This window comes from Parageobacillus galactosidasius (assembly GCF_002217735.1).
GTDB lineage: Bacteria > Bacillota > Bacilli > Bacillales > Anoxybacillaceae > Parageobacillus_B > Parageobacillus_B toebii.
The window spans coordinates 1,979,766-2,002,229 of the sequence record NZ_NDYL01000002.1 but is presented as its reverse complement, the minus strand read 5'-3'; the positions used below and the strand labels follow the sequence as shown (position 1 = coordinate 2,002,229).

Here is a 22,464-nt window from a genome sequence, read left to right as displayed (position 1 = left end):
ATCGTCGCCTTGGTGAGCCGTTACCTCACCAACTAGCTAATGCGCCGCGGGCCCATCCGTAAGTGGTAGCAAAAGCCACCTTTCAACCAAAGACCATGCGGTCTTCGGTGTTATCCGGTATTAGCCCCGGTTTCCCGGAGTTATCCCGGTCTTACGGGCAGGTTACCCACGTGTTACTCACCCGTCCGCCGCTAACCGAACAGAAGCAAGCTTCCGTTCGGTCCGCTCGACTTGCATGTATTAGGCACGCCGCCAGCGTTCGTCCTGAGCCAGGATCAAACTCTCCAAAAAGAAAGTTGATTGGCTTATTAATTCGGCGCCGACACCGAAGGTGTCAAGTCGCCTTCGCTTTTCTTATTGTCCAGCTTCAGCGCCTAGCTCTCTCGTGCCAAATAACCTTCCCCCTCGAAGTGCAGGCACTTTAGCGGGTGAAGAACATTTGGCTTCGAGAGCTGATCGCGTCGCCTCCGCTTTTCTTATTGACGCTTGCGTTTTGTCTAGTTTTCAAGGAACTTCAAACTCTAAATGATGACAGCTATTAAATAATAACTAAAAGCAAAATAAAAGTCAACATGTTTTTTATAAACATTTATAAATTTATTTGTTTTTTCTTCAAGACAGGCTTTATTCTATCACTATTATTGCTGTTGTTCAAGAGTATTTTTCTAGAAAAAATTTTTTGCTCCATCATCGTTAATCAATAACTTCTTCAATATGAATATCTCGATGTTCACTTAGAGAAAGAAATTCGTCTTTATCTACGATTTTGACAATTGGTCTTGTTGGCGCTTCCCGCTGCATAAAAACGATTTCCGCCATTTCACCGTTCGATAATTTGACAACTGTTCCTATATGAAAATTTATCAAACTGTCTAGTAGTATTTGTATCGCTTCCATACTCAATTTACCAAAGTGCTCGACTTGAATTTTTTCAAGTGCTTTAAAAGGCGATTGTTTTCGTCGATAAAGACGTTCGGACGTCATCGCGTGATAAACGTCAGCTACGGCCACTATTTTACTATAAGGGTGAATTTGCCGATCACGAATTCCAAACGGATAGCCCGTTCCATCATTGCGTTCATGATGCTGCAATACAGTTAGCTTTACTCCTTCTTTTAATGACGTTATTTTTCGAACCATTCGATAGCCAAACACGGTATGTCGCTTTACTTCTTCATATTCGCTAGTAGTAAGCGCAGATTTCTTCGCTAAAATTCTCTGATCAACCTTCGCCATGCCACAGTCAGATAATATACCCGCCAGCACAATTTGATAACAGTCCCCTTTACTATAATCTAATTGTTTTGCTAAAAATCCAGATAATAAACCAACACTGACAGCGTGATGGTATAAATAGTCTTCTTTTGTGGCATAACGATATAGCGTTAATAGCTCTTTTCGATGATGTACAAATTTATCGAATAAAGGGATAATAATATCTCTTATTTCCCCTATATCGATAGGAGAGCCTGACTGCCAAGATTGAAATGCTTTTTTATATTTTTGAACCGCTTTCAGATAAAGTGATATCGGCTGCTCATTGCTAGTGTTATCGCCATCATGCTGTCCAAGCAATTCAGCTGGTCTAAATGGATCGCCATTTGCCAGAACTGGTTCGACGCACACTTCCTCAATCAAAAATTTTTCCAGTACATTTAATAACGCTGGCGTCAATACAGTATTTTTGGGCATAATTGTCTTTTTTGTTTTACCTAGTACATCTTCAGCAAGAATACATCCTTCTTGCAATTGATGAAGTTTCGCCCGGATCATTGTGCTACACTCCTACTTTCGTCCTTTATTCCATAATCTTATACTAACATTGATGGTACGATAGTTGTAGTGGTTTACATAAAAAATGGCTCAAAAGGTAACACCTTTCAAGCCATTACAGTAATTAATGATTCTCTTCTTCGTCCACTTCATTTTCTTTCTCTTCTTTTGGAACTTTCGCTACGGTAGCAACATATTCATGTTCATCATCGTCGGATAAGCGAATTAATTTTACGCCTTGTGTATTTCTTCCCATTCGTGAAATGTCACTGACCGCAATACGAATAAGAATGCCGCCTGCAGTAATGAGCATTAAGTCTTCTTCACCAGTCACCGTCTTCACCGCAACAACCGAACCATTTTTCTCCGTAATGTTGCACGTTTTGAGTCCTTTTCCGCCACGGCTTTGTATACGATACTCCGAAGCCGGGGTACGCTTGCCATAGCCGTTTTTCGTAACGACTAATACATCGCAATCATCTTCTAAAATTTCCATGCCAACAACTTCATCGCCATCTTCGAGGGTAATCGCTTTAACTCCTGTTGCGCTTCGTCCCATTGTTCGTACATCGGTCTCTGGAAAACGAATGAGCATTCCGTTTTTTGTCCCGACAATAATATGTTTCGAACCGTCGGTTAACTTAACGGAAATCAACTCATCTCCTTCACGCAAATGGATGGCGATTAGACCATTGTTACGAATATGGGCAAACGAAGATAATGGCGAGCGTTTGGCGATTCCTTGTTTTGTTGTAAAGAACAAATATAAATTATCATCAAATTCATTGTTAATAGGGATAATGGTGTTAATCCACTCGTCTTTATCGAGTTCTAAAAGATTAATGATTGGAATTCCTCTAGCGGTTCGACCAAATTCAGGAATTTCGTATCCCTTCGCTCGGTATACTTTCCCTTTATTTGTAAAAAATAAAACAGTGTCATGGGTCGATGTAATCAAAAGATGTTCCACAAAGTCATCTTCGCTCGTATGCATTCCTTGGACGCCTCGTCCGCCTCGTTTTTGGCTTTTATACGTTGAAACAGGAAGACGTTTAATATAGCCTTTATGCGTGAGCGTAATGACGATGTTTTCGCGCGGAATTAAATCTTCATCGTCAAATTCTTCGATTCCTCCAATGACGATTTCTGTTCTCCGCTCATCGTTAAACCGCTCTTTAATTTCCGTTAATTCATCGCGAATAATTTGTAAAACTTTCTCTTCATCGGCTAAAATTGCTTTTAATTCGGCAATTAAGCGAATAAGATCTTGATATTCTTGTTCGATTTTTTCTCTTTCCAATCCTGTCAATCGTTGCAGGCGCATGTCTAAAATCGCCTGTGCCTGTCTTTCGCTGAGCGAAAATTGCTGCATAAGTCCTTCTCTAGCGATTTCTGTCGTTTGCGAGCTGCGGATTAAGTTAATCACTTCATCGAGATGATCAAGAGCAATACGCAATCCTTCTAAAATATGGGCACGCGCCTCCGCTTTTTTCAATTCATATGCCGTGCGGCGGCGAATGACGGTTTTTTGATGATCTAAATAATGCTGCAAGCATTCTTTTAAGTTTAATACTTTCGGCTGGCCGTCAACAAGCGCGAGCATGTTAATACCAAAGCTCGTTTGCAGTGCCGTATGTTTGTATAAATTGTTTAATATTACTTTCGAGTTCGCGTCTCTTCGCACTTCGATGACAATTCGCATTCCGCTGCGGTCCGATTCATCGCGCAAATCAGTAATGCCGTCAATTTTCTTTTCACGGACAAGCTCGGCAATGCGTTCAATTAATTTTGCCTTGTTGACTTGATAAGGGAGCTCGCGGACAATGATCATTTCTTTCCCGTTTGATTGTTGTTCAATCTCGACTTTGGCGCGCAATGTAATCGAACCTCGGCCTGTTTCATACGCTTTGCGGATGCCGCTGCGTCCAATGATTTGCCCTGCTGTTGGAAAATCCGGTCCTGGAATATATTCCATTAAATCCGCTACAGTCATATCAGGATTTTTACTTAACGCCAAAATCGCGTCGACCACCTCGCCGAGCTGATGCGGCGGGATGTTCGTGGCCATCCCGACAGCGATCCCTGACGAACCGTTTACTAGTAAATTTGGGAAGCGCGACGGCAATACGACAGGCTCTTTTTCCGAACCATCATAGTTATCTTGATAATCAATTGTATCTTTGTTAATGTCACGCAGCATTTCCATCGCGATTTTGGACATGCGCGCTTCCGTATAACGCATCGCTGCAGCCGCGTCACCGTCAATGGAACCAAAGTTTCCATGACCATCTACAAGCACATAACGATAGTTAAAATCTTGTGCCATGCGAACCATCGTATCATACACCGCTGCGTCACCGTGAGGGTGATATTTACCGATGACTTCACCGACGATGCGGGCGGATTTTTTATAAGGCTTGTCCGCGGTCATTCCGAGTTCATGCATTGCATATAAAATACGGCGGTGCACCGGTTTTAACCCATCGCGTACATCAGGTAATGCGCGCGATACGATGACGCTCATCGCATAGTCGAGAAACGAAGAGCGCATCTCTTGGCTAATATTGACTTCGCGGATGCGCGGATTTTGATTTTCTGACATTCATAAAAACCTCCCTTATAAAAAATTTTCGGCGGGGAGGGTGATTGCTCAACACTCTCCGATTAAATGTCTAAGTTTTTCACATATCGCGCATTTTCTTCAATAAACTGCCTTCTCGGTTCTACTTTGTCTCCCATTAAAATCTCGAATGTTTCGTCTGCTTCAATCGCATCTTGCAAACTAACTTGAAGAAGCGTTCTTGTCTCTGGATTCATCGTTGTTTCCCATAATTGTTCCGGATTCATTTCTCCAAGACCTTTATAACGTTGAATCGTCGGTTTCGGATTTTCCGGCAATTCCGCAAGAATTTTTTCAAGCTGCCGATCATTATACGCGTATTTTACCTGCTTGCCTTGTTCAATCTTATAAAGCGGAGGCTGGGCGATGTATACATATCCCCGCTCGATAAATTCGCGCATATAACGATAAAAGAAAGTAAGCAATAATGTGCGGATATGTGCCCCATCGACATCAGCATCTGTCATAATAATGATTTTATGGTAACGCGCTTTCGTAATATCAAAATCTTCACCAATTCCCGTACCTAACGCAGTGATGATGGCGCGAACTTCATTGTTCGATAAAATTTTGTCAAGCCGCGCTTTTTCGACATTGATAATTTTCCCGCGCAACGGCAAAATCGCTTGAAAATGGCGGTCTCTCCCTTGCTTTGCCGAACCGCCGGCAGAGTCTCCTTCGACCACATACAATTCACTGATAGAAGGATCTTTCGAGGAGCAATCCGCTAGTTTTCCAGGCAAGTTAGAAATTTCAAGGGCGCTTTTTCGTCTTGTAAGCTCACGCGCTTTTTTCGCCGCTAACCGTGCCCGCGCCGCCATCATGCCTTTTTCCACAATTTTTCTTGCTATCGTTGGATTTTCTAATAAAAATGTTTCAAATTGTTCTGAGAAAATTGCATCGGTAACCGCCCGTGCATCGCTGTTTCCAAGTTTTGTTTTTGTTTGTCCTTCAAACTGCGGGGACGGATGTTTAATCGAAACGATCGCTGTCAATCCTTCGCGAACATCTTCTCCGGTTAAATTAGGGTCATTATCTTTCAAAATTTGATGTTTGCGTGCATAGTCGTTAATAATGCGCGTCAATGCTGTTTTAAAACCGGATTCGTGCGTTCCGCCTTCATGTGTGTGAATGTTGTTAACAAAAGAATAAATATTGCTACTATAACTATCGTTATATTGGAGAGCAATTTCCACATAAATACCATCGCGCTCACCAATGATATAAATCGGTTCCTCATGAAGCACTTCACGCGTCCGATTTAAATGTTTAACGTAAGATTTAATACCGCCTTCGTAATGATATTCGTTTTTCCGATTTTCTACTCGCTTATCTTCAAGCGTAATTTTAAGGCCTCGATTTAAGAAAGCTAGCTCGCGAAGACGGGTTGCCAACGTTTCATAATCAAATTCTGTCGTTTCCGTAAAAATTTCCGGATCAGGCTTAAAACGAACGGTGGTACCTGTCCGATCCGTTTCTCCAATCACTTCTAAATCCGTACAAGGTACGCCTCGTTGATATTTTTGATAATGAATTTTCCCGTCCCTGTGTACATATACTTCCAGTTCTTCGGATAGAGCGTTAACGACAGAAGCGCCGACGCCATGAAGTCCGCCCGACACTTTATAACCGCCGCCGCCAAACTTTCCTCCTGCATGAAGCACGGTCATAATGACTTCGACAGCAGGGCGCCCCATTTTCTCTTGAATATCAACAGGAATACCACGGCCGTTGTCCGTAATCGCAATGATATTATCTTTTTCGATCGTAACGTTAATTTCTGTACAGTAACCAGCTAAAGCTTCATCGATGCTATTATCTACAATCTCCCATACGAGATGGTGCAGTCCTTTTGGACCCGTGGAACCAATATACATCCCCGGCCGTTTACGGACTGCTTCCAGCCCTTCTAATACTTGAATTTGGCTCGCATCATACGTATGTTCGATTTTTTGTTCCATTGTCATGCGAATCACCTACGCTTTCTTTCCAAACGTTCAAAAGATTAATCACAAAGAGGGGCGGTAATGTGACCGGAATGGACTTTGTAAATTGCTGCTTCCTTGACGATGTCATGTTCGATTCCGTCAATGCTTGTTGTCGTCACAAACGTTTGCACTTTTTTCCGAATTGTATCAAGAAGGTGGGTTTGCCGAAAGTCATCGAGTTCAGATAGCACATCATCAAGTAAAAGAATGGGGTAATCGCCAATTTCGGAAAAAATCAATTCGATTTCTGCCAACTTGATGGATAACGCTGTTGTGCGCTGTTGCCCTTGAGAGCCAAATATTTGAACATCTTTTCCGTTCACGCTAAATGCAATATCATCACGATGCGGACCAGCAAGCGTCATTCCTCGCTGGATTTCTCTTTCTTTTATTGTAGCAAACTTTTCACTATATGCTTCTATTATTCTCGACAATTCTACCTTTTCTGATACATCAACAGAAGGTCGATATTGAATTTGTAATGTTTCTAATCCGCGGCTAATTTCGCGATGAATTGGCGCCGCCCATTTTTGCAGCAAAAGCAAAAATTCATACCGCTTTAGCGTGATTTTAGCCGCCAGCGGAATGAGCTGTTCTGTTAAGATATCTAGTACTGTTTCATCTTGCTGCTCGCGCGTTTGCAACATTTTTAAATAATGGTTTCGCTGCTGCAAAAGCTTTTGGTATTGGCTCAAATCGTGTATATAAACAGGGGATACTTGCCCAATTTCCATATCGACAAAACGCCGTCTCACTTGCGGGCTTCCTTTTACTAAATTTAAATCTTCCGGGGCAAACATCACGATATTCAAATGACCAACATATTGACTTAATCGCTGCTGTTCAATATGGTTGCATTTCGCTTTTTTTCCTTTTTTTGAAATAATAAGTTCAAGCGATAGCGCCCCATTTTTTTTCATTGCCTTTCCTTCTATTTTAGCATAGTCTTCGTCCCAGCGAATGAGATCTTTGTCGTTTGTTGTCCTGTGCGACTTCGCCATCGCCAATACATAGATGGCCTCCATCATGTTTGTTTTCCCTTGAGCATTCTCCCCTAAAATAATATTTACGTTATTGGCAAACTCTATCGTTTCACTCTCATAATTACGATAATTTTTTAGCGATAAATGTGTTAAAAACAACGGCCCTTCACCTACTCTGCCCTTGTTACAATAAACGTTCCAAGTCCTTCGACTTCGACTATATCCCCATTTTTTAATTTCCGTCCACGCCGATTTTCTCTTTCTCCGTTGACAAGCACCTCATTGGTTTGCAGAAACCATTTCACAGCACCGCCTGTCCCAACGGCTTGAATGAGTTTTAGCAATTGACCAAGCGTAATCGTTTCTGTCGTAATCGTTACTCTTTTTTCCATTCATCATCGCTCGCTTTCTAAAAACTGCCCATCTCTTTATTTTAACGAAAAAATAAAATATTAGCAAAGAAAGCTGCTAGAACTTAGCAGCTTTCATAAACGTTAATACGTTCTTACTGGTAAAATAAGCTGAAGCATAGAGTCGCTATGGAGAGGACGAAGTAAAAATGGACGCATTGCACCAGTAAAGCTAATTTGAATGTCGGTGCCATCAAGCGCTTTTAGTGCATCCATCATATATTTTGCGCTAAAGGAAATCTTTAATTCCTCTCCTTCGATCGATTCACTTTGAATTTCTTCCGTTACTTTTCCGATTTCCGGAGAAATAGAAGAAATTTCAATAATGCCGTCATTTAGCGTTGTCAGTTTCACAACATTGTTTCTTCCTTCTCTTGCTAATAAAGATGCGCGGTCAATGGCTTGTAAAAACTCTTTTGCGTTAACGATAATATCGGTTTTGCTATCTGTTGGAATAAGCCGGGTAGTTTCTGGATAATTTCCATCAAGCAATCGAGAGAAAAACAATAAATGTTTTGTTTTAAATAAAATTTGATTCGCCGTGATGACAATATCAACCGGGTCGTTGCTATCATCTAAGATTTTGCTCAATTCATTTAAACTTTTTCCCGGAATGACAACGTTATACGATTGCTGGTTTTCCGTTTCTATTTTTGCTTTTCGTAATGCAAGACGATGGCTGTCTGTTGCAGTACAGATTAATTCCCCATTTTCGATTCTCCAGTTTACACCTGTCAAGATCGGTCTTGTCTCTGAAGTAGAAACAGCAAATACTGTTTGACGAATGATTGTTTTTAACAAGTCAGTAGGAATTTTAAAAACATTTTCTTCCTCAATTTGCGGAAGTCTTGGATACTCTTCCGCGTCAAGCCCGTTTAAACTGAACTCCGCTTTTCCGGAACGGATCACCGTTAAAAAATTAGGCTGTACTTCAATTTCAATGGTATTTTCCGGTAGTTTTTTTACGATTTCTGAAAAAAAGCGAGCTTGCAGCACAATACTTCCGGTTTCTACTACTTCGACAAGCACTTTGTCTTCTTCTTCTGTAGGAATAAAAGATTCAATCGAAATGTCGGAATCGCTTCCTGTTAGTGTTACTCCTTGTGAAGTTGCCGCAATTTTAATTCCAGTCAAAATCGGAATCGTCGTACGGGGGGACACAGCTTTCATAACATCTTGAACACTTTGAACTAGCGCTTCTCGATCAATTTTGATTTTCATCACGTAAGGCCTCCTACAATGATTAGGGAAATAAATTATTTTTTTATAATAAAAATAAAGAATAAAATCGTAATACTAGTAATAATGCTTGTTGAAATGTGGATAAGTAAAAAAAGTAAAGGAAACACAGTCTGTCCACATGTGGATAGACTGTGTGTAACCATTCACTAGTTATTCACAATTGCTTTAGTTTCTCTTCAATCTCTTTTATATGTTTTTGTAATTGAGCATCTGTTTGGAGAAGCTTAGAAATTTTTTCATGGGCATGAATGACCGTCGTATGGTCACGGCCTCCAAATTCATCTCCAATTTTCGGCAATGAACAATCGGTAAGTTCTCGCGAAAGGTACATAGCGATTTGGCGCGGAAAAGCGACAGATTTCGTTCTTTTCTTAGCTTTAAAATCTTCTAGTTTAATATTGAAATGCTGGCCGACAACGCGCTGAATATCTTGAATGGTAATGACTTTTGGTTTTGTACTCGGAATAATATCCTTTAACGCCTCTGCCGCTAAATCAGCAGTAATTTCTTTATTGATCAGCGATGAGTAAGCTACAACGCGTATGAGGGCTCCTTCCAGCTCACGAATGTTAGAGTCAATTTGATTAGCGATATACAGCATCACTTCATTCGGAATATCAAATCCTTCCGCTTTTGCTTTCTTTCTGAGGATAGCGATCCTCGTTTCTAAGTCAGGAGGAGTGATATCCGTAATAAGCCCCCATTCAAACCGTGAGCGAAGGCGGTCTTCCAATGTCGGAATCTCTTTTGGCGGCCGATCGCTGGAGATAACGATTTGTTTACTTTCTTCATGCAATGTATTAAACGTATGGAAAAATTCCTCTTGAGTTTGTTCTTTTCCCGCTAAAAACTGAATATCATCAATTAATAGGACATCAACGTTCCGATATTTGTTGCGAAAATCATCGGGGCGATTGTCACGAATCGCGTTGATAAATTCATTTGTAAATTTTTCTGATGATAAATACACTACTTTCGCGGACGGATTATGTTCAATGACGTAATGGCCGATCGCGTGCATTAAATGCGTTTTGCCTAAGCCAACCCCGCCGTAAATAAATAGCGGATTATATGCTTTCGCCGGCGCTTCTGCCACCGCTAAAGAAGCTGCATGGGCAAAACGATTGCCGGAACCGATGACAAACGTGTCGAACGTATATTTTGGATTCAGCATGCTTTGCGGAAAATCCGTTGATTCCTCGTATGACTTTCGATGCTTTTTCGAAGATCGCTGAAATTCAAAATCATCTTCGGATTGATTAGGAGGAGTAATGAACTTGATCAACAGTTCTTCTCCAGTGATGTCGTAAATGGTTTCAGCAATCAAGCGAGAGTAGCGGGAATCAAGCCAGTCTCTTGCAAATTCGTTTGGGGCTATGATGACAAGCGTGTCACCTCGTAAAGAGTGGGCTTTTGTTGATTTTAACCAAGTTTCAAAGCTTGGCTTGCTAATTTTCTTTTCGATTTCCCCGAGCACACGATTCCATAAATCATGGATGTTTTCCACCCGTTGCCCCCTCCTTTGAATCGTTTAAAAAAAGAATCTGTGGAAATAACATAATAATAAGGAAAAAAGATGGTATTTCGACAAAATCCACTACATGTGGATAACTTTATAAACAAGTTGTGAGAAAACATATCCACAACATATCCACAAAATGTGGATAAATTTTTTTATTCACACAATTATCCATAATGAAAACACAATAATAATAGCAAATAAACTAGCATGTTGCAATGGATTTTTAAAATTATCCACAAAAGAAAGACGTTGTGAAAAAATAATTATCCACATAGGTGAAAGATGTGAAAAAATTGTCGATAAATTATGTGGATATGTAAAATGGTGTCTAAAAAATTATCCACAACCCCGTGAACGAGGGAAAAATCCTGGAGCGGTTGACATTTTGCTAGATTGTTCAATATAATTAGAAAGACTGCCCGTAACAGTTATTCCTCAGGGAGGTGTCATAGATGAAACGGACATACCAACCAAATAAACGGAAGCGCAGCAAAGTTCATGGGTTCCGTGCGCGCATGAGTACGAGAAATGGCAGAAAAGTGCTTGCGCGTCGTCGTCGTAAAGGAAGAAAAGTATTATCCGCATAGGCCACTGAAACTTCAGTGGTCTTTTTTCTCAAGAGGATAGTGATTATAGAGATTGAAAAAGATGGAGTGTTTCCGCACGATGAAGAAAAAGTATCGCATAAAGAAAAACAAAGAATTTCAAGAAGTGTTCCAGCGCGGTACATCGATGGCGAATCGACAGTTTGTTATTTATATGCTTGACCGTCCTGAACAACCGTATTTCCGGATCGGTTTATCAGTGAGTAAAAAGCTTGGGAAGGCGGTTGTAAGAAATCGAATTAAACGTTACATTCGACAAGTTTTTTTGGAGATGAAAGACGATATTATGCCTCAAAAAGATTATGTGATTATTGCTAGGCTCCCAGTTGCAGAAATGACATATTTTGAGGTGAAGAAAAGCTTGCTGCATGTATTGCGCAAGGCGGGCGCGCTGAAAAGAGATATAAAATAAGGCATCTATTTTACTCCCGATGCTACGGTTTCTCGCTGAAAAAAGAGCGCCCATTTTGTTTGAAATGATGCTAAAATACATATTTAGGGTAATGTGAATTTGTCGGTTAGGAGGAAAAAGATGGTGAAGAGGCGAATTTGGTTAACGGTTGGGTTAATGGCATTGCTTGCACTCATATCGGGCTGTACGCAAATTAACGAACCAATTACGCCGGAGAGCAAAGGTTTTTGGAATGAGTATATCGTTTACCCGCTCTCTTGGCTAATTAAATATGTCGCTAATGCTTTAGGCGGAAACTTTGGATTGTCGATCGTTATTGTAACCATCTTCATTCGTTTGCTTATTTTACCGTTAATGATCCAGCAAACAAAAAATGCGAAAGCGATGCAAGCGCTGCAACCGGAAATACAAAAGCTTCGGGAAAAATATAGCTCTAAGGATATGCAAACACAACAAAAGCTCCAGCAAGAAATGATGTTGTTGTTTCAAAAACACGGTGTAAACCCGATGGCAGGTTGTTTCCCAATTCTTATTCAAATGCCGATTTTAATTGGATTTTATCATGCCATTATGCGTACGAGAGAAATTGCGGAACATAACTTTTTATGGTTTGATCTCGGCGAAAAAGACCCATATTTTATTTTACCGATTGTCGCAGGGATTACGACATTTATCCAACAAAAAATAATGATGGCTGGCGCTGGACAACAAAATCCGCAAATGGCGATGATGCTTTGGATGATGCCGATTATGATCGTGATTTTCGCGATTAATTTCCCAGCTGCTTTATCGCTTTATTGGGTAGTCGGGAATATTTTCTCTATTGTGCAAACGTATTTCATTAAAGGGCCGAATGTGGACTCTGCTCATTCAGGAGGAAAGAAAAAGTGAAAGAAGTAACCGCGACCGCCGCGACCGTAGATGAAGCTGTGCAGTTAGCGCTGCAACAGCTCGGTGTTTCGAGGGATCGTGCAGAAATTACGGTGTTGGATAAAGGAAGAAAAGGGCTGTTTGGGATTTTTGGAAGCAGACCTGCAGTGGTAAAAGCAAAACTTATGATAGATCCAGTAGAAGAAGCAGAGTTATTTTTAAAAAATGTTGTAAAACAGATGGGAGTAACAGCAGCAAAAATAGAGAAGCAACAAGATGGCAAGCGGATAACATTCATGATCACAGGAGAACAAGTAGGTTTATTGATCGGAAAACATGGACAAACATTAAATTCATTGCAATTATTGACTCAGCTTGTCGCAAACCGCTATGCAAAAGAATATGTTTCCATTATCGTCGATGCGGAAAATTATCGGGAACGAAGAGAAAAAACGCTGATTCAGCTGGCGCAGAAGTTAGCGGAAAAAGCGATAAAAACTGGAAAAGAAGTAAAGTTGGAGCCGCTTCCAGCGCATGAACGAAAAATTATTCATAATGCGTTAGCAAACTATAAAAAAGTAACTACTTATTCGGTTGGAGAAGAACCACATCGTTATGTTGTAGTATCTCCAATCATGTAAATCCACATTGATGAAAAGGGGCTATCTCTGAAACAAGCGAGGCAGCCTCTTTTTCTTCTTTTTTTGTTTACATTTTTTAGGTTTAAGGATGAGCACTTCATGTTGTTATTCACATGTGGATAAGTTAAAATTGAAATGATTAACGAAAAAATTGTGGATAGATCGTTATTGACAACGGTAGTTGTCTAACATATAGATAGATTGGCTTTTTGTCAGCAAAAAGAGGTGAGGAATTGATGGAATTTGATACGATTGCTGCGATCTCCACGCCGATGGGAGAAGGAGCAATCGCGATTGTCAGACTGAGCGGCGACGAAGCGATTGCGATCGCTGACCGCATTTTTCAAAGTCCAAGCGGAAAGCGTCTTAAAGACGTTCCGTCACATACGATTCATTACGGTCATATTGTGGATCCAAAAAGCGGCCAGACGGTCGAAGAGGTAATGGTATCGGTGATGCGAGCGCCAAAGACGTTTACAAGGGAAGATGTTGTTGAAATTAATTGCCACGGTGGTTTAGTATCGGTTAATCGTGTGCTGCAGCTCGTATTAACTAATGGGGCGCGGCTTGCTGAACCGGGAGAATTTACAAAACGCGCATTTTTAAACGGACGGATTGACTTATCTCAAGCGGAAGCGGTCATTGATTTGATTCGGGCGAAAACGGACCGAGCGATGAACGTGGCGCTGCAGCAAATGGAAGGACGCTTATCGAAATTAATTCGTGAACTGCGGCAGACGATTTTAGAAACACTTGCCCATGTGGAAGTGAATATTGATTATCCAGAATATGATGATGTGGAAGAGATGACGCCGCATCTGTTAATGGAGAAGGCGCAATACGTGCGGGAGCAAATTGAAAAATTGCTGCAAACCGCGCAACAAGGCAAAATTCTGCGCGAAGGCTTGGCAACGGTCATTATAGGAAGGCCGAATGTCGGGAAATCATCGTTATTAAATGCGCTTGTGCACGAAAATAAGGCGATTGTAACGGATATTCCTGGAACGACGCGCGACGTGATCGAAGAGTACGTGAATGTCCGCGGCGTCCCACTTCGGTTAATCGATACGGCGGGAATTCGCGAAACGGAGGATGTCGTCGAGCGAATTGGTGTAGAACGTTCGCGACAAATGTTGAAGGAAGCTGATTTAATTTTGCTTGTGCTAAATTATCATGAGCCGTTGACGGAAGAAGATGAAAAGCTTTTTGAAATGGTAAAAGGGATGGATTTCATCGTTATCGTAAATAAAACAGATTTACCAAAAAATATCGATATGGATCGGGTCAAACAATTAGCGGACGGCCGCCCGATTATTACGACATCTCTATTGCAAGAAAAAGGGATTGAAGATTTGGAAACGGCCATTTCTGAAATGTTTTTCAGCGGCTCTGTCGAAGCAGGTGATCTTACGTATGTTTCGAATTCGCGTCATATCGCCTTGCTTCATCAAGCCAAAAAGGCGATAGAGGATGCGATTTCTGGAATTGAATCGGGAATGCCGGTCGATCTTGTACAAATCGATTTAACAAAAGCATGGGAGCTTCTTGGAGAAATTATTGGGGATACGGTGCACGAAAGCTTAATTGATCAACTGTTTTCACAATTTTGTTTAGGAAAATAACGAAGGAGGTACGTAAGCTGTATGGATTATCATGGAGGTTCATATGACGTCATTGTCGTTGGCGCCGGCCATGCTGGATGCGAAGCGGCGTTAGCGGCAGCGCGCATTGGTGCGAAAACGTTAGTGATTACATTAAACCTTGATATGATCGCATTTATGCCATGCAATCCATCGATCGGCGGTCCAGCAAAAGGAATTGTTGTTCGTGAAATTGATGCGTTAGGCGGGGAAATGGCAAAAAATATTGATAAAACGTACATCCAAATGCGGATGCTCAACACTGGAAAAGGTCCAGCGGTGCGGGCATTGCGGGCGCAAGCAGACAAAGTGTTATATCAACGCGAAATGAAAAAAACGCTTGAAAATCAAGAAAATCTTACATTATTGCAAGGAAAAGTGGAACGTTTGATCGTGGAAGACGGCGTGTGCAAAGGGGTTGTTACCCAGACGGGAGCACATTATTATGCAAAAACGGTTGTTATTACGACAGGGACATTTTTGCGCGGAGAAATTATTATTGGAGACATTAAGTATTCCAGCGGACCGAACAATCAACAGCCATCGATTAAGTTGTCCGAGCATTTAGAAGAGCTTGGTTTTGAGCTTGTCCGCTTTAAAACAGGAACACCGCCGCGCGTCAACAGCCGCACGATTGATTATAGCAAAACGGAAATTCAGCCAGGTGACGATGTTCCGCGGGCATTTTCGTATGAAACGACGGAATATATTACCGACCAATTGCCATGCTGGCTTACGTATACAACGCCAGAGACACATCGGATTATCGACGAAAACTTACATTTATCGCCAATGTATTCCGGAATGATCAAAGGAACGGGTCCGCGTTATTGCCCATCGATTGAAGATAAAATCGTGCGTTTCCATGATAAACCGCGCCACCAAATCTTTTTAGAACCAGAAGGACGCGAAACGGAAGAAGTATATGTGCAAGGATTGTCGACAAGCTTGCCGGAGCATATTCAACGGCAGCTGCTTACGACGATTCCTGGTCTTGAAAAGGCGCAATTAATGCGGGCGGGCTATGCGATTGAATATGACGCAATCGTTCCAACTCAATTGTGGCCAACGTTGGAAACAAAACTAGTGAAAAACTTGTATACAGCTGGACAAATTAACGGAACGTCCGGATATGAGGAAGCGGCGGGACAAGGAATTATCGCTGGCATTAACGCAGCGCATCGGGCGTTTGGAAAAGAAGAAATTATTTTAAGTCGTTCGGATGCTTATATTGGCGTGTTGATTGACGATCTTGTCACAAAGGGAACGAATGAACCATATCGATTGTTGACATCCCGTGCGGAATATCGCTTGCTTCTTCGCCATGACAATGCTGATTTGCGTCTGACCGAACTTGGGTATAAAATCGGCCTTATTTCTGAGGAACGTTATCAAAAATTTTTGGCGAAAAAAGAAGCGATCGAAAGAGAGAAAAAACGGCTAAAGTCCTATATCATCAAACCAACTAAAGAAGTACAAGATGTGATTCGCCAAGCAGGAGGAAGCGAGCTAAAAGACGGCATTCGCGCCGCGGACTTGTTGCGTCGTCCGGAAATGACATATGAACATATTAAACAGCTTGCTCCGGCGGAAGAAGAAATTTCACCGGAAGTGGCGGAACAAGTAGAAATTCAAATTAAATACGAAGGATATATTCAAAAATCGTTGCAACAAGTCGAACGACTCAAAAAAATGGAGAATAAAAAGATTCCAGAAGATATCGATTATGATGCCATTCACGGCTTAGCAACAGAAGCGCGGCAAAAACTAAAACAAGTCCGACCATTGTCGATTGCACAAGCTTCGCGCATCTCAGGGGTAAATCCTGCCGATATTTCGATATTATTAGTGTATTTAGAACAAGGAAGAATCGCACGAGTGTCGAATGAATAAAAATTAGGGAAAGGATTGGAGTATGGATACAGCACAGTTTCATACCATGCTTGAGGAGAAAGGGATTTCTCTCTCTTCTCAAGCATTGGCACAATTTGAGCGGTATTATGAGTTGTTAATGGAATGGAATGAAAAGATGAATTTAACTGCCATCACGGACAAGCCCAGCGTGTATTTAAAACATTTTTTTGATTCTCTTTCTCCGGCTTTTTACTATGATTTTTCCCAATCATTATCCATTTGCGATGTAGGCGCAGGTGCAGGATTTCCAAGTGTTCCGTTAAAAATTTGTTTTCCGCATCTGAAATTGTCGATTGTCGATTCATTGCAAAAGCGCATCGCCTTTCTCGAGCATTTAGCAGCCGAGTTAGGATTAACCGATGTCGCCTTTTATCACGATCGGGCCGAAACGTTTGGAAGAAAAAAAGAATTCCGCGAATCATTTGATATTGTCACTGCAAGGGCAGTGGCGCGAATGTCCGTATTAAGCGAGTTGTGTCTTCCGCTTGTCAAAGTGAATGGCACCTTTATCGCCATGAAAGCCGCCTCGGCACAGGAAGAATTGGAACAAGGGAAAAAAGCGATTGATGTGCTTGGCGGGGAAATTTCCGCGATCGAGCGGTTTATGCTGCCGATAGAACAAAGTGAACGAACGATTATTTTTATTCAAAAAGTGAGAAATACGCCAAACAAATATCCTCGCAAACCGGGAATGCCAAATAAGCAACCAATTCAATGAATTTTTTACAATCTAGGGGAGAGTTTTTAAAGGTGGTGTAAGGGGAATGAAGCATCCTTTCTCTCGCTTCTTTAGCTTTGGAGAAAAGGAACAGGAAGAGACGATGGAAAAACAAGAAAAAGAAGAAGTAAGAAAAATTCCGGTTTCTAAAATTGTTCCAAACCGCTTTCAGCCACGGACGATTTTTGACGAAGAAAAAATTGAAGAACTTGCATTAACGATCCATACGCATGGCATTATCCAGCCGATTGTTGTCCGCGAGTGCGAGGATGGAAAGTTTGAAATTATTGCGGGAGAACGAAGATGGCGCGCCGTTCAAAAGCTCGGTTGGTCGGAAATTCCAGCGATTATTAAAAATCTAAATGACAAAGAAACCGCTTCAGTAGCGTTAATTGAGAATTTGCAGCGTGAAGAGTTGACGCCGATTGAGGAAGCGATGGCGTATGCGAAGCTATTAGAGCTACATAATTTGACACAAGAGGCGTTAGCGCAACGGCTTGGAAAAGGACAATCGACGATCGCAAATAAACTGCGTCTGCTGAAGCTGCCGCAAGAAGTGCAGGAAGCTTTGTTGCATCGAACCATTACGGAACGTCATGCACGCGCATTAATCGTCTTAAAAGATAAAGAAAAGCAATTAAAATTGTTGCAAGAAATCATTGATAAGCAATTAAACGTGAAACAAACGGAAGATCGTGTATTGAAAATGCTAGAAGCGGCGAATCCGAAACCGAAACCAAAACGAAAAGCATTTAGTAAAGATATGCGCATCGCCGTCAACACCATCCGGCAGTCGCTCACCATGGTGGCAAACAGCGGCGTTGCTGTTGATTCAGAAGAAGAAGAATTTGAAGACTATTATCAAATTACGATTCGCATTCCGAAAAAGTAATGAACCGAAGAATGTTTTGCCTCATCAAGTTATCTTTGATGGGGTTTTTTTCTTTCTATAAATAGAAAACAAGTCCATTTTATTTGTTTCATGTTAAAATAAACAATATGAGTAAGAATTAGAGGTAGGTGGCATCGTGGGCAAAGTAATTGCAATCGCAAATCAAAAAGGCGGAGTCGGAAAGACGACGACAGCGGTTAATTTAGCAGCTTGTTTAGCGCATATTGGAAAAAAAGTATTACTTGTGGATATTGACCCGCAAGGAAATGCGACGAGCGGAATCGGAATTGAAAAAGGAGACGTCGATGAGTGTATTTATAACGTTATTATTGGGGATTTAAAAGCGAAAGATGTGATAAGACCAACCAATATTGAAAACTTACATATTATCCCGGCAACCATTCAATTAGCAGGGGCGGAAATTGAGCTCGTATCGGTTATTTCGCGTGAAATTCGTTTAAAAAATGCGCTCGATCCGTTGCGGGAAGCATATGACTTTATTATTATCGACTGCCCTCCTTCATTGGGATTATTAACGCTAAACGCGTTAACGGCAGCCAATTCCGTTCTTATTCCTGTTCAATGTGAATATTATGCGCTTGAAGGACTTAGTCAGCTTTTAAATACGATTCGGCTTGTACAAAAACATTTAAATCATGATTTACGGCTTGAAGGCGTTTTGTTAACGATGCTGGATGCCCGTACGAATTTAGGTATTCAAGTTATTCAAGAAGTAAAAAAATATTTCCGCGAAAAAGTATATAACACGATCATCCCGCGAAACGTCCGGTTAAGTGAAGCGCCGAGCCATGGAAAACCAATTATTTTGTACGATGTCAAATCACGGGGCGCGGAAGTATATTTAGAATTGGCGAAGGAGGTGTTAGAGCGTGGCTAAAGGTCTTGGCAAAGGAATTGATGCGTTGTTTTCCAATTTGACGTTAAAGGAAGAAGAAACAATAAAAGAAGTGGATATCCGCGAACTTCACCCAAACCCTTATCAGCCGAGGAAAGTGTTTCATCAGGAAGCGATTGAAGAATTAAAGCAGTCGATTTTGCAGCACGGGATTTTGCAGCCATTGATCGTGCGGAAAAGTATAAAAGGGTTTGAAATTGTCGTTGGGGAACGGCGTTATCGCGCCGCAAAAGAAGCGAATTTAAAAACCGTTCCGGTTGTCGTGCGTGAATTGACAGATGAGCAAATGATGGAACTGGCTCTGTTGGAAAATTTGCAGCGTGAAGATTTAAATCCGATTGAAGAGGCAATGGCTTATAAAATGTTAATGGAAAAGCTGCAGCTTACACAAGAAGAGATTGCCAGCCGCGTAGGAAAAAGCCGCCCTCATATCGCCAATCATCTTCGTTTATTGTCGTTGCCAAAGGACGTACAAAAGATGCTTGTAGATGGAACGCTTTCGATGGGGCATGGCCGTGCGCTGTTAGGGCTGAAGCACAAAAATAAGATGAAATTCGTTGTTGACCGTATTATTCGCGAGCAGTTAAACGTCCGCCAACTAGAAAAGCTCATTCAAGAAATGAATAAAAATGTTTCACGTGAAACACCAAAGCGAAAACCGGTGGAAAAAAGCGTTTTTCTGAAGGAAAGTGAATCTTTATTAAGAGAAAAATTTGGAACGAATGTAACGATTAAACAAACTCGAAAAAAAGGAAAAATTGAGATTGAATTTTTCTCTTCTGAAGATTTAGAAAGAATACTAGAATTGTTAGATGTGCGATTGGATGAATAAGTAGGCCATCATCTTTGGTGGTTTATTTTTTTATGGTAATGAACAGGAGGAAACGCATCGTGGTACTATTAGGGACGATTGTAAATGGAATTTGTATTGTGGTCGGGTCATTACTAGGGAAATTATTCCAACATATCCCGGAACGATTAAAAGCAACGGTGATGGGAGGAATCGGGCTTGCCGTAGCGTTGCTAGGAATTCAAATGGGGATGAAAAGCGAACAATTTCTCATTGTCATTTTTAGTCTTGTTTTTGGCGGAGTGTTAGGAGAAATATGGGATTGGGACCAAAAACTAAATCAGCTCGGTGAATGGGTCGAGAAAAAAGTAGGAGGGGACCAAGAAGGAAATATCGCAAAAGGATTTGTCAGCGCCACATTATTATTTGTCATTGGAGCAATGGCGATTGTTGGCGCGCTTGATAGTGGATTGCGCGGCGACCATCGCGTCTTGTATACAAAATCGATTTTAGATGGCTTCACGAGTATTATTTTAACAACAACACTCGGTATTGGCGTTATTTTTTCGGCGATTCCTGTCATGATGTATGAAGGAGGAATCGCGCTGCTTGCGACGCAAATTGAGCGATGGGTGCCAAAAGAAATTGTCGATTCGTTCATTACTGAATCGACGGCAACAGGAGGAATTTTAATTATGGCGATTGGTTTAAATATGCTTGGTATTACGAACATACGTGTAGCGAATTTGCTGCCTAGCATTATAGTAACTGCTTTCGCGGTTTCCGTTCTTCATTTTTTTTAAAAACAAAGAACCCCCTTCTTGTTCATCGCAACAAAGAAGGGATTTTTTATGATTAGAATGGCTGTTGGGAGTCTTTGACGATGGTTGTATTCGTCCAAAATTCCTTTCGGCTTAATTTTCGATCCGCCTCATAAATGCCGTTGGCGATCGTTTTTGCCATGTTCATCACAAGATGAAGACGAGTATTTTGCAAAACGAAAAATTCCATAAATCCGCTAACGTTCACTACTCCGGTAATATGAAGATCACCGACAGGTGGAAGCTGTTTATTCACCCCGGCGCCTGGCCGTACCGGCCCTTTTGCGATCGTAATGGCGCCAACGCTTTTGAGCCGTCCTAAGCAAGCGTCAATTGCAATCATGAATACGTCGTCATGAATTGAACGAATCGCGGTGATTTTTTCTTCTAGGTTTACGGCATGGATCGGCTCTTCCAATGTCCCATATACATGGAAGTGAGAAAGGTGCTTTTCTTTTAGCATCGTACCAACAAGCGGCCCGAGCGAATCGCCGGTAGAGCGATCCGTACCGATACAAACAATAGCGGCAGGCTGCGATAAAGGGGAAGGAAGCAGTGAAATAAGCCGCAGCGCTATTAATGTAGAAGCTCCTTGTTCATCATGAAAAATACGCTCTCTATCATCTTTGGATGAGAAAAAAATAGATGGTATACTCATCATACCCACTCCTAATTGTCATCAAAGTATTAACAGTATACGGAAAAAACGAAAATTATATACATTATGTTTATTGCTACAAATTGATTTGTAATCTTGTTAAAATAGTTGATGCAAAGCGTAAAATGATGCAGAGGTGTGAACAACATTGGATACAGTGAAAAAGATTTTAGACCCTTTATTTGGATTTGCCGCAAATGAAGATTTTTGGGTGAAATTAGGGGCAGGAACGCTCAAAATCATTATTATTTTAGTATTATGCATGATTGTGACGAAGGTTTTAAAAGTTGCGATCCATAATATTTTTAAAATGCGGCAAAAAGCTCCAATCCGCATTTCGGAGCGGCGGGAAGCAACGTTGTTGCGGCTTCTTGATAATGTGATTACGTACGTACTATATTTTATTGCGCTGATTATGATTTTAGATACGTTTGGCGTGGAAGTAAAAGCAATTTTGGCAGGTGCTGGTATTGTTGGACTTGCTGTCGGTTTTGGCGCGCAAAGCTTAGTGAAAGATGTCATTACCGGATTTTTTATTATTTTTGAGGATCAGTTTGCGGTTGGGGATTATGTACGAATAGGTAATTTTGAAGGATATGTTGAGGCAATTGGCCTAAGGGTAACCAAAATTAGAAGTTGGACAGGGGAAGTTCATATTCTGCCAAATGGAAGTATTGCGCAAGTGACGAATTATTCTTTGAATAATAGCATTGCGGTAGTGGATGTCAACATCGCTTATGAAGAGGACATTGAAAAGGTAGAGGAAGCGATTCTCGAACTTCTGCCGCAATTGCCGGCAAAATATGAAGATATGGTTGCCCCGCCTGAGTTGTTAGGCGTTCAAAATTTAACGAATTCTGAAGTGGTCATGCGTATTACTTGTGAAACGAAACCAATGCGCCACGTTTCCGTAGCAAGAGCGATTCGCAAAGAAGTAAAAATGCATTTAGATGAAAAAGGAATTAAAATCCCATATCCACGCCTTGTTCTTCATGATCGCAATGAACAAGAAAAACAATCTGCTCAGCAAGCAAAGGGAAACGCCTAAG

The 22,464-nt window shown here is 41.3% G+C and carries 20 protein-coding genes and 1 other annotated feature (1 of these 21 cut by a window edge); of the genes, 12 read left to right on the top strand and 8 right to left on the bottom strand.

What is annotated here, in order from left to right; genetic code table 11:
- Nucleotides 1–252: a sequence feature (most likely nonfunctional fraction of RNA operon), on the bottom strand (it extends 147 nt beyond the left edge of the window).
- A gap of 441 nt (nucleotides 253–693) precedes the next feature.
- The 7 genes from B9L23_RS19650 to dnaA form a co-directional block, all read right to left on the bottom strand.
- On the bottom strand, nucleotides 694–1,773 hold the full coding sequence (locus B9L23_RS19650; protein ID WP_089098291.1) for an HD-GYP domain-containing protein: 1,080 nt from the start codon (nucleotides 1,771–1,773) through the stop codon (nucleotides 694–696).
- A gap of 124 nt (nucleotides 1,774–1,897) precedes the next feature.
- Nucleotides 1,898–4,375, bottom strand: a complete 2,478-nt coding sequence (gene gyrA / locus B9L23_RS19645) for a DNA gyrase subunit A (protein ID WP_089098290.1) — start codon at nucleotides 4,373–4,375, stop codon at nucleotides 1,898–1,900.
- Nucleotides 4,376–4,437: 62 nt separating this feature from the next.
- The gene (gene gyrB / locus B9L23_RS19640; protein ID WP_012748784.1) at nucleotides 4,438–6,360 is read right to left on the bottom strand and encodes a DNA topoisomerase (ATP-hydrolyzing) subunit B; all 1,923 of its coding nucleotides are present in this window, start codon (nucleotides 6,358–6,360) and stop codon (nucleotides 4,438–4,440) included.
- 38 nt (nucleotides 6,361–6,398) lie between these two features.
- Nucleotides 6,399–7,523, bottom strand: coding sequence for a DNA replication/repair protein RecF (recF, locus tag B9L23_RS19635; protein ID WP_062754549.1), 1,125 nt, complete (start codon nucleotides 7,521–7,523; stop codon nucleotides 6,399–6,401).
- Nucleotides 7,524–7,534: 11 nt separating this feature from the next.
- Nucleotides 7,535–7,756: a S4 domain-containing protein YaaA gene (yaaA, locus tag B9L23_RS19630; protein ID WP_012748782.1), complete on the bottom strand. Its 222-nt coding sequence runs from the start codon at nucleotides 7,754–7,756 to the stop codon at nucleotides 7,535–7,537.
- 102 nt (nucleotides 7,757–7,858) lie between these two features.
- Nucleotides 7,859–8,995 carry a DNA polymerase III subunit beta gene (dnaN, locus tag B9L23_RS19625; RefSeq protein ID WP_062754547.1) on the bottom strand — a complete coding sequence of 379 codons (1,137 nt, stop codon included), beginning with the start codon at nucleotides 8,993–8,995 and terminating at the stop codon, nucleotides 7,859–7,861.
- Between the two features lie 175 nt (nucleotides 8,996–9,170).
- The gene (dnaA, locus tag B9L23_RS19620) at nucleotides 9,171–10,523 is read right to left on the bottom strand and encodes a chromosomal replication initiator protein DnaA (RefSeq protein ID WP_062679405.1); all 1,353 of its coding nucleotides are present in this window, start codon (nucleotides 10,521–10,523) and stop codon (nucleotides 9,171–9,173) included.
- A 467-nt stretch (nucleotides 10,524–10,990) separates the two neighbouring features.
- Between dnaA and rpmH the strand changes: the two genes are divergently transcribed.
- The 11 genes from rpmH to B9L23_RS19565 all read left to right on the top strand — a co-directional run bounded on the left by rpmH (nucleotide 10,991) and on the right by B9L23_RS19565 (nucleotide 20,739).
- A complete protein-coding gene (gene rpmH / locus B9L23_RS19615; RefSeq protein WP_015865427.1) occupies nucleotides 10,991–11,125 on the top strand; it encodes a 50S ribosomal protein L34 in 135 nt (44 codons plus the stop codon).
- Nucleotides 11,126–11,204: 79 nt separating this feature from the next.
- On the top strand, nucleotides 11,205–11,555 hold the full coding sequence (gene rnpA / locus B9L23_RS19610; protein ID WP_015865426.1) for a ribonuclease P protein component: 351 nt from the start codon (nucleotides 11,205–11,207) through the stop codon (nucleotides 11,553–11,555).
- A 120-nt stretch (nucleotides 11,556–11,675) separates the two neighbouring features.
- Nucleotides 11,676–12,446, top strand: coding sequence for a YidC family membrane integrase SpoIIIJ (gene spoIIIJ, locus B9L23_RS19605; protein WP_062679404.1), 771 nt, complete (start codon nucleotides 11,676–11,678; stop codon nucleotides 12,444–12,446).
- A complete protein-coding gene (gene jag / locus B9L23_RS19600) occupies nucleotides 12,443–13,066 on the top strand; it encodes an RNA-binding cell elongation regulator Jag/EloR (protein WP_015865424.1) in 624 nt (207 codons plus the stop codon). Before spoIIIJ ends, jag begins: the two co-directional genes overlap by 4 nt.
- 236 nt (nucleotides 13,067–13,302) lie before the next feature.
- Entirely contained in the window at nucleotides 13,303–14,688 is a 1,386-nt protein-coding gene (gene mnmE, locus B9L23_RS19595; protein ID WP_015865423.1) for a tRNA uridine-5-carboxymethylaminomethyl(34) synthesis GTPase MnmE, read from the top strand.
- 21 nt (nucleotides 14,689–14,709) lie between these two features.
- Nucleotides 14,710–16,599, top strand: coding sequence for a tRNA uridine-5-carboxymethylaminomethyl(34) synthesis enzyme MnmG (gene mnmG, locus B9L23_RS19590; RefSeq protein ID WP_015865422.1), 1,890 nt, complete (start codon nucleotides 14,710–14,712; stop codon nucleotides 16,597–16,599).
- A 22-nt stretch (nucleotides 16,600–16,621) separates the two neighbouring features.
- The gene (gene rsmG, locus B9L23_RS19585) at nucleotides 16,622–17,338 is read left to right on the top strand and encodes a 16S rRNA (guanine(527)-N(7))-methyltransferase RsmG (protein WP_062679401.1); all 717 of its coding nucleotides are present in this window, start codon (nucleotides 16,622–16,624) and stop codon (nucleotides 17,336–17,338) included.
- 46 nt (nucleotides 17,339–17,384) lie between these two features.
- Entirely contained in the window at nucleotides 17,385–18,230 is an 846-nt protein-coding gene (noc, locus tag B9L23_RS19580) for a nucleoid occlusion protein (RefSeq protein WP_015865420.1), read from the top strand.
- Nucleotides 18,231–18,366: 136 nt separating this feature from the next.
- The gene (locus B9L23_RS19575; RefSeq protein WP_015865419.1) at nucleotides 18,367–19,128 is read left to right on the top strand and encodes a ParA family protein; all 762 of its coding nucleotides are present in this window, start codon (nucleotides 18,367–18,369) and stop codon (nucleotides 19,126–19,128) included.
- Nucleotides 19,121–19,978, top strand: coding sequence for a ParB/RepB/Spo0J family partition protein (locus tag B9L23_RS19570; RefSeq protein WP_015865418.1), 858 nt, complete (start codon nucleotides 19,121–19,123; stop codon nucleotides 19,976–19,978). Before B9L23_RS19575 ends, B9L23_RS19570 begins: the two co-directional genes overlap by 8 nt.
- 59 nt (nucleotides 19,979–20,037) lie before the next feature.
- Complete coding sequence (locus B9L23_RS19565; RefSeq protein WP_015865417.1) at nucleotides 20,038–20,739, top strand: DUF554 domain-containing protein; 702 nt, start codon at nucleotides 20,038–20,040, stop codon at nucleotides 20,737–20,739.
- Between the two features lie 52 nt (nucleotides 20,740–20,791).
- Here B9L23_RS19565 and yyaC read toward each other — a convergent pair whose 3' ends face one another.
- The gene (gene yyaC / locus B9L23_RS19560) at nucleotides 20,792–21,415 is read right to left on the bottom strand and encodes a spore protease YyaC (protein WP_041269771.1); all 624 of its coding nucleotides are present in this window, start codon (nucleotides 21,413–21,415) and stop codon (nucleotides 20,792–20,794) included.
- A 148-nt stretch (nucleotides 21,416–21,563) separates the two neighbouring features.
- Between yyaC and B9L23_RS19555 the strand changes: the two genes are divergently transcribed.
- Nucleotides 21,564–22,463 (top strand): mechanosensitive ion channel family protein, encoded by a 900-nt coding sequence (locus tag B9L23_RS19555; RefSeq protein WP_062754539.1) that lies wholly within the window; start codon nucleotides 21,564–21,566, stop codon nucleotides 22,461–22,463.
- Nucleotide 22,464: the final 1 nt, after the last annotated feature.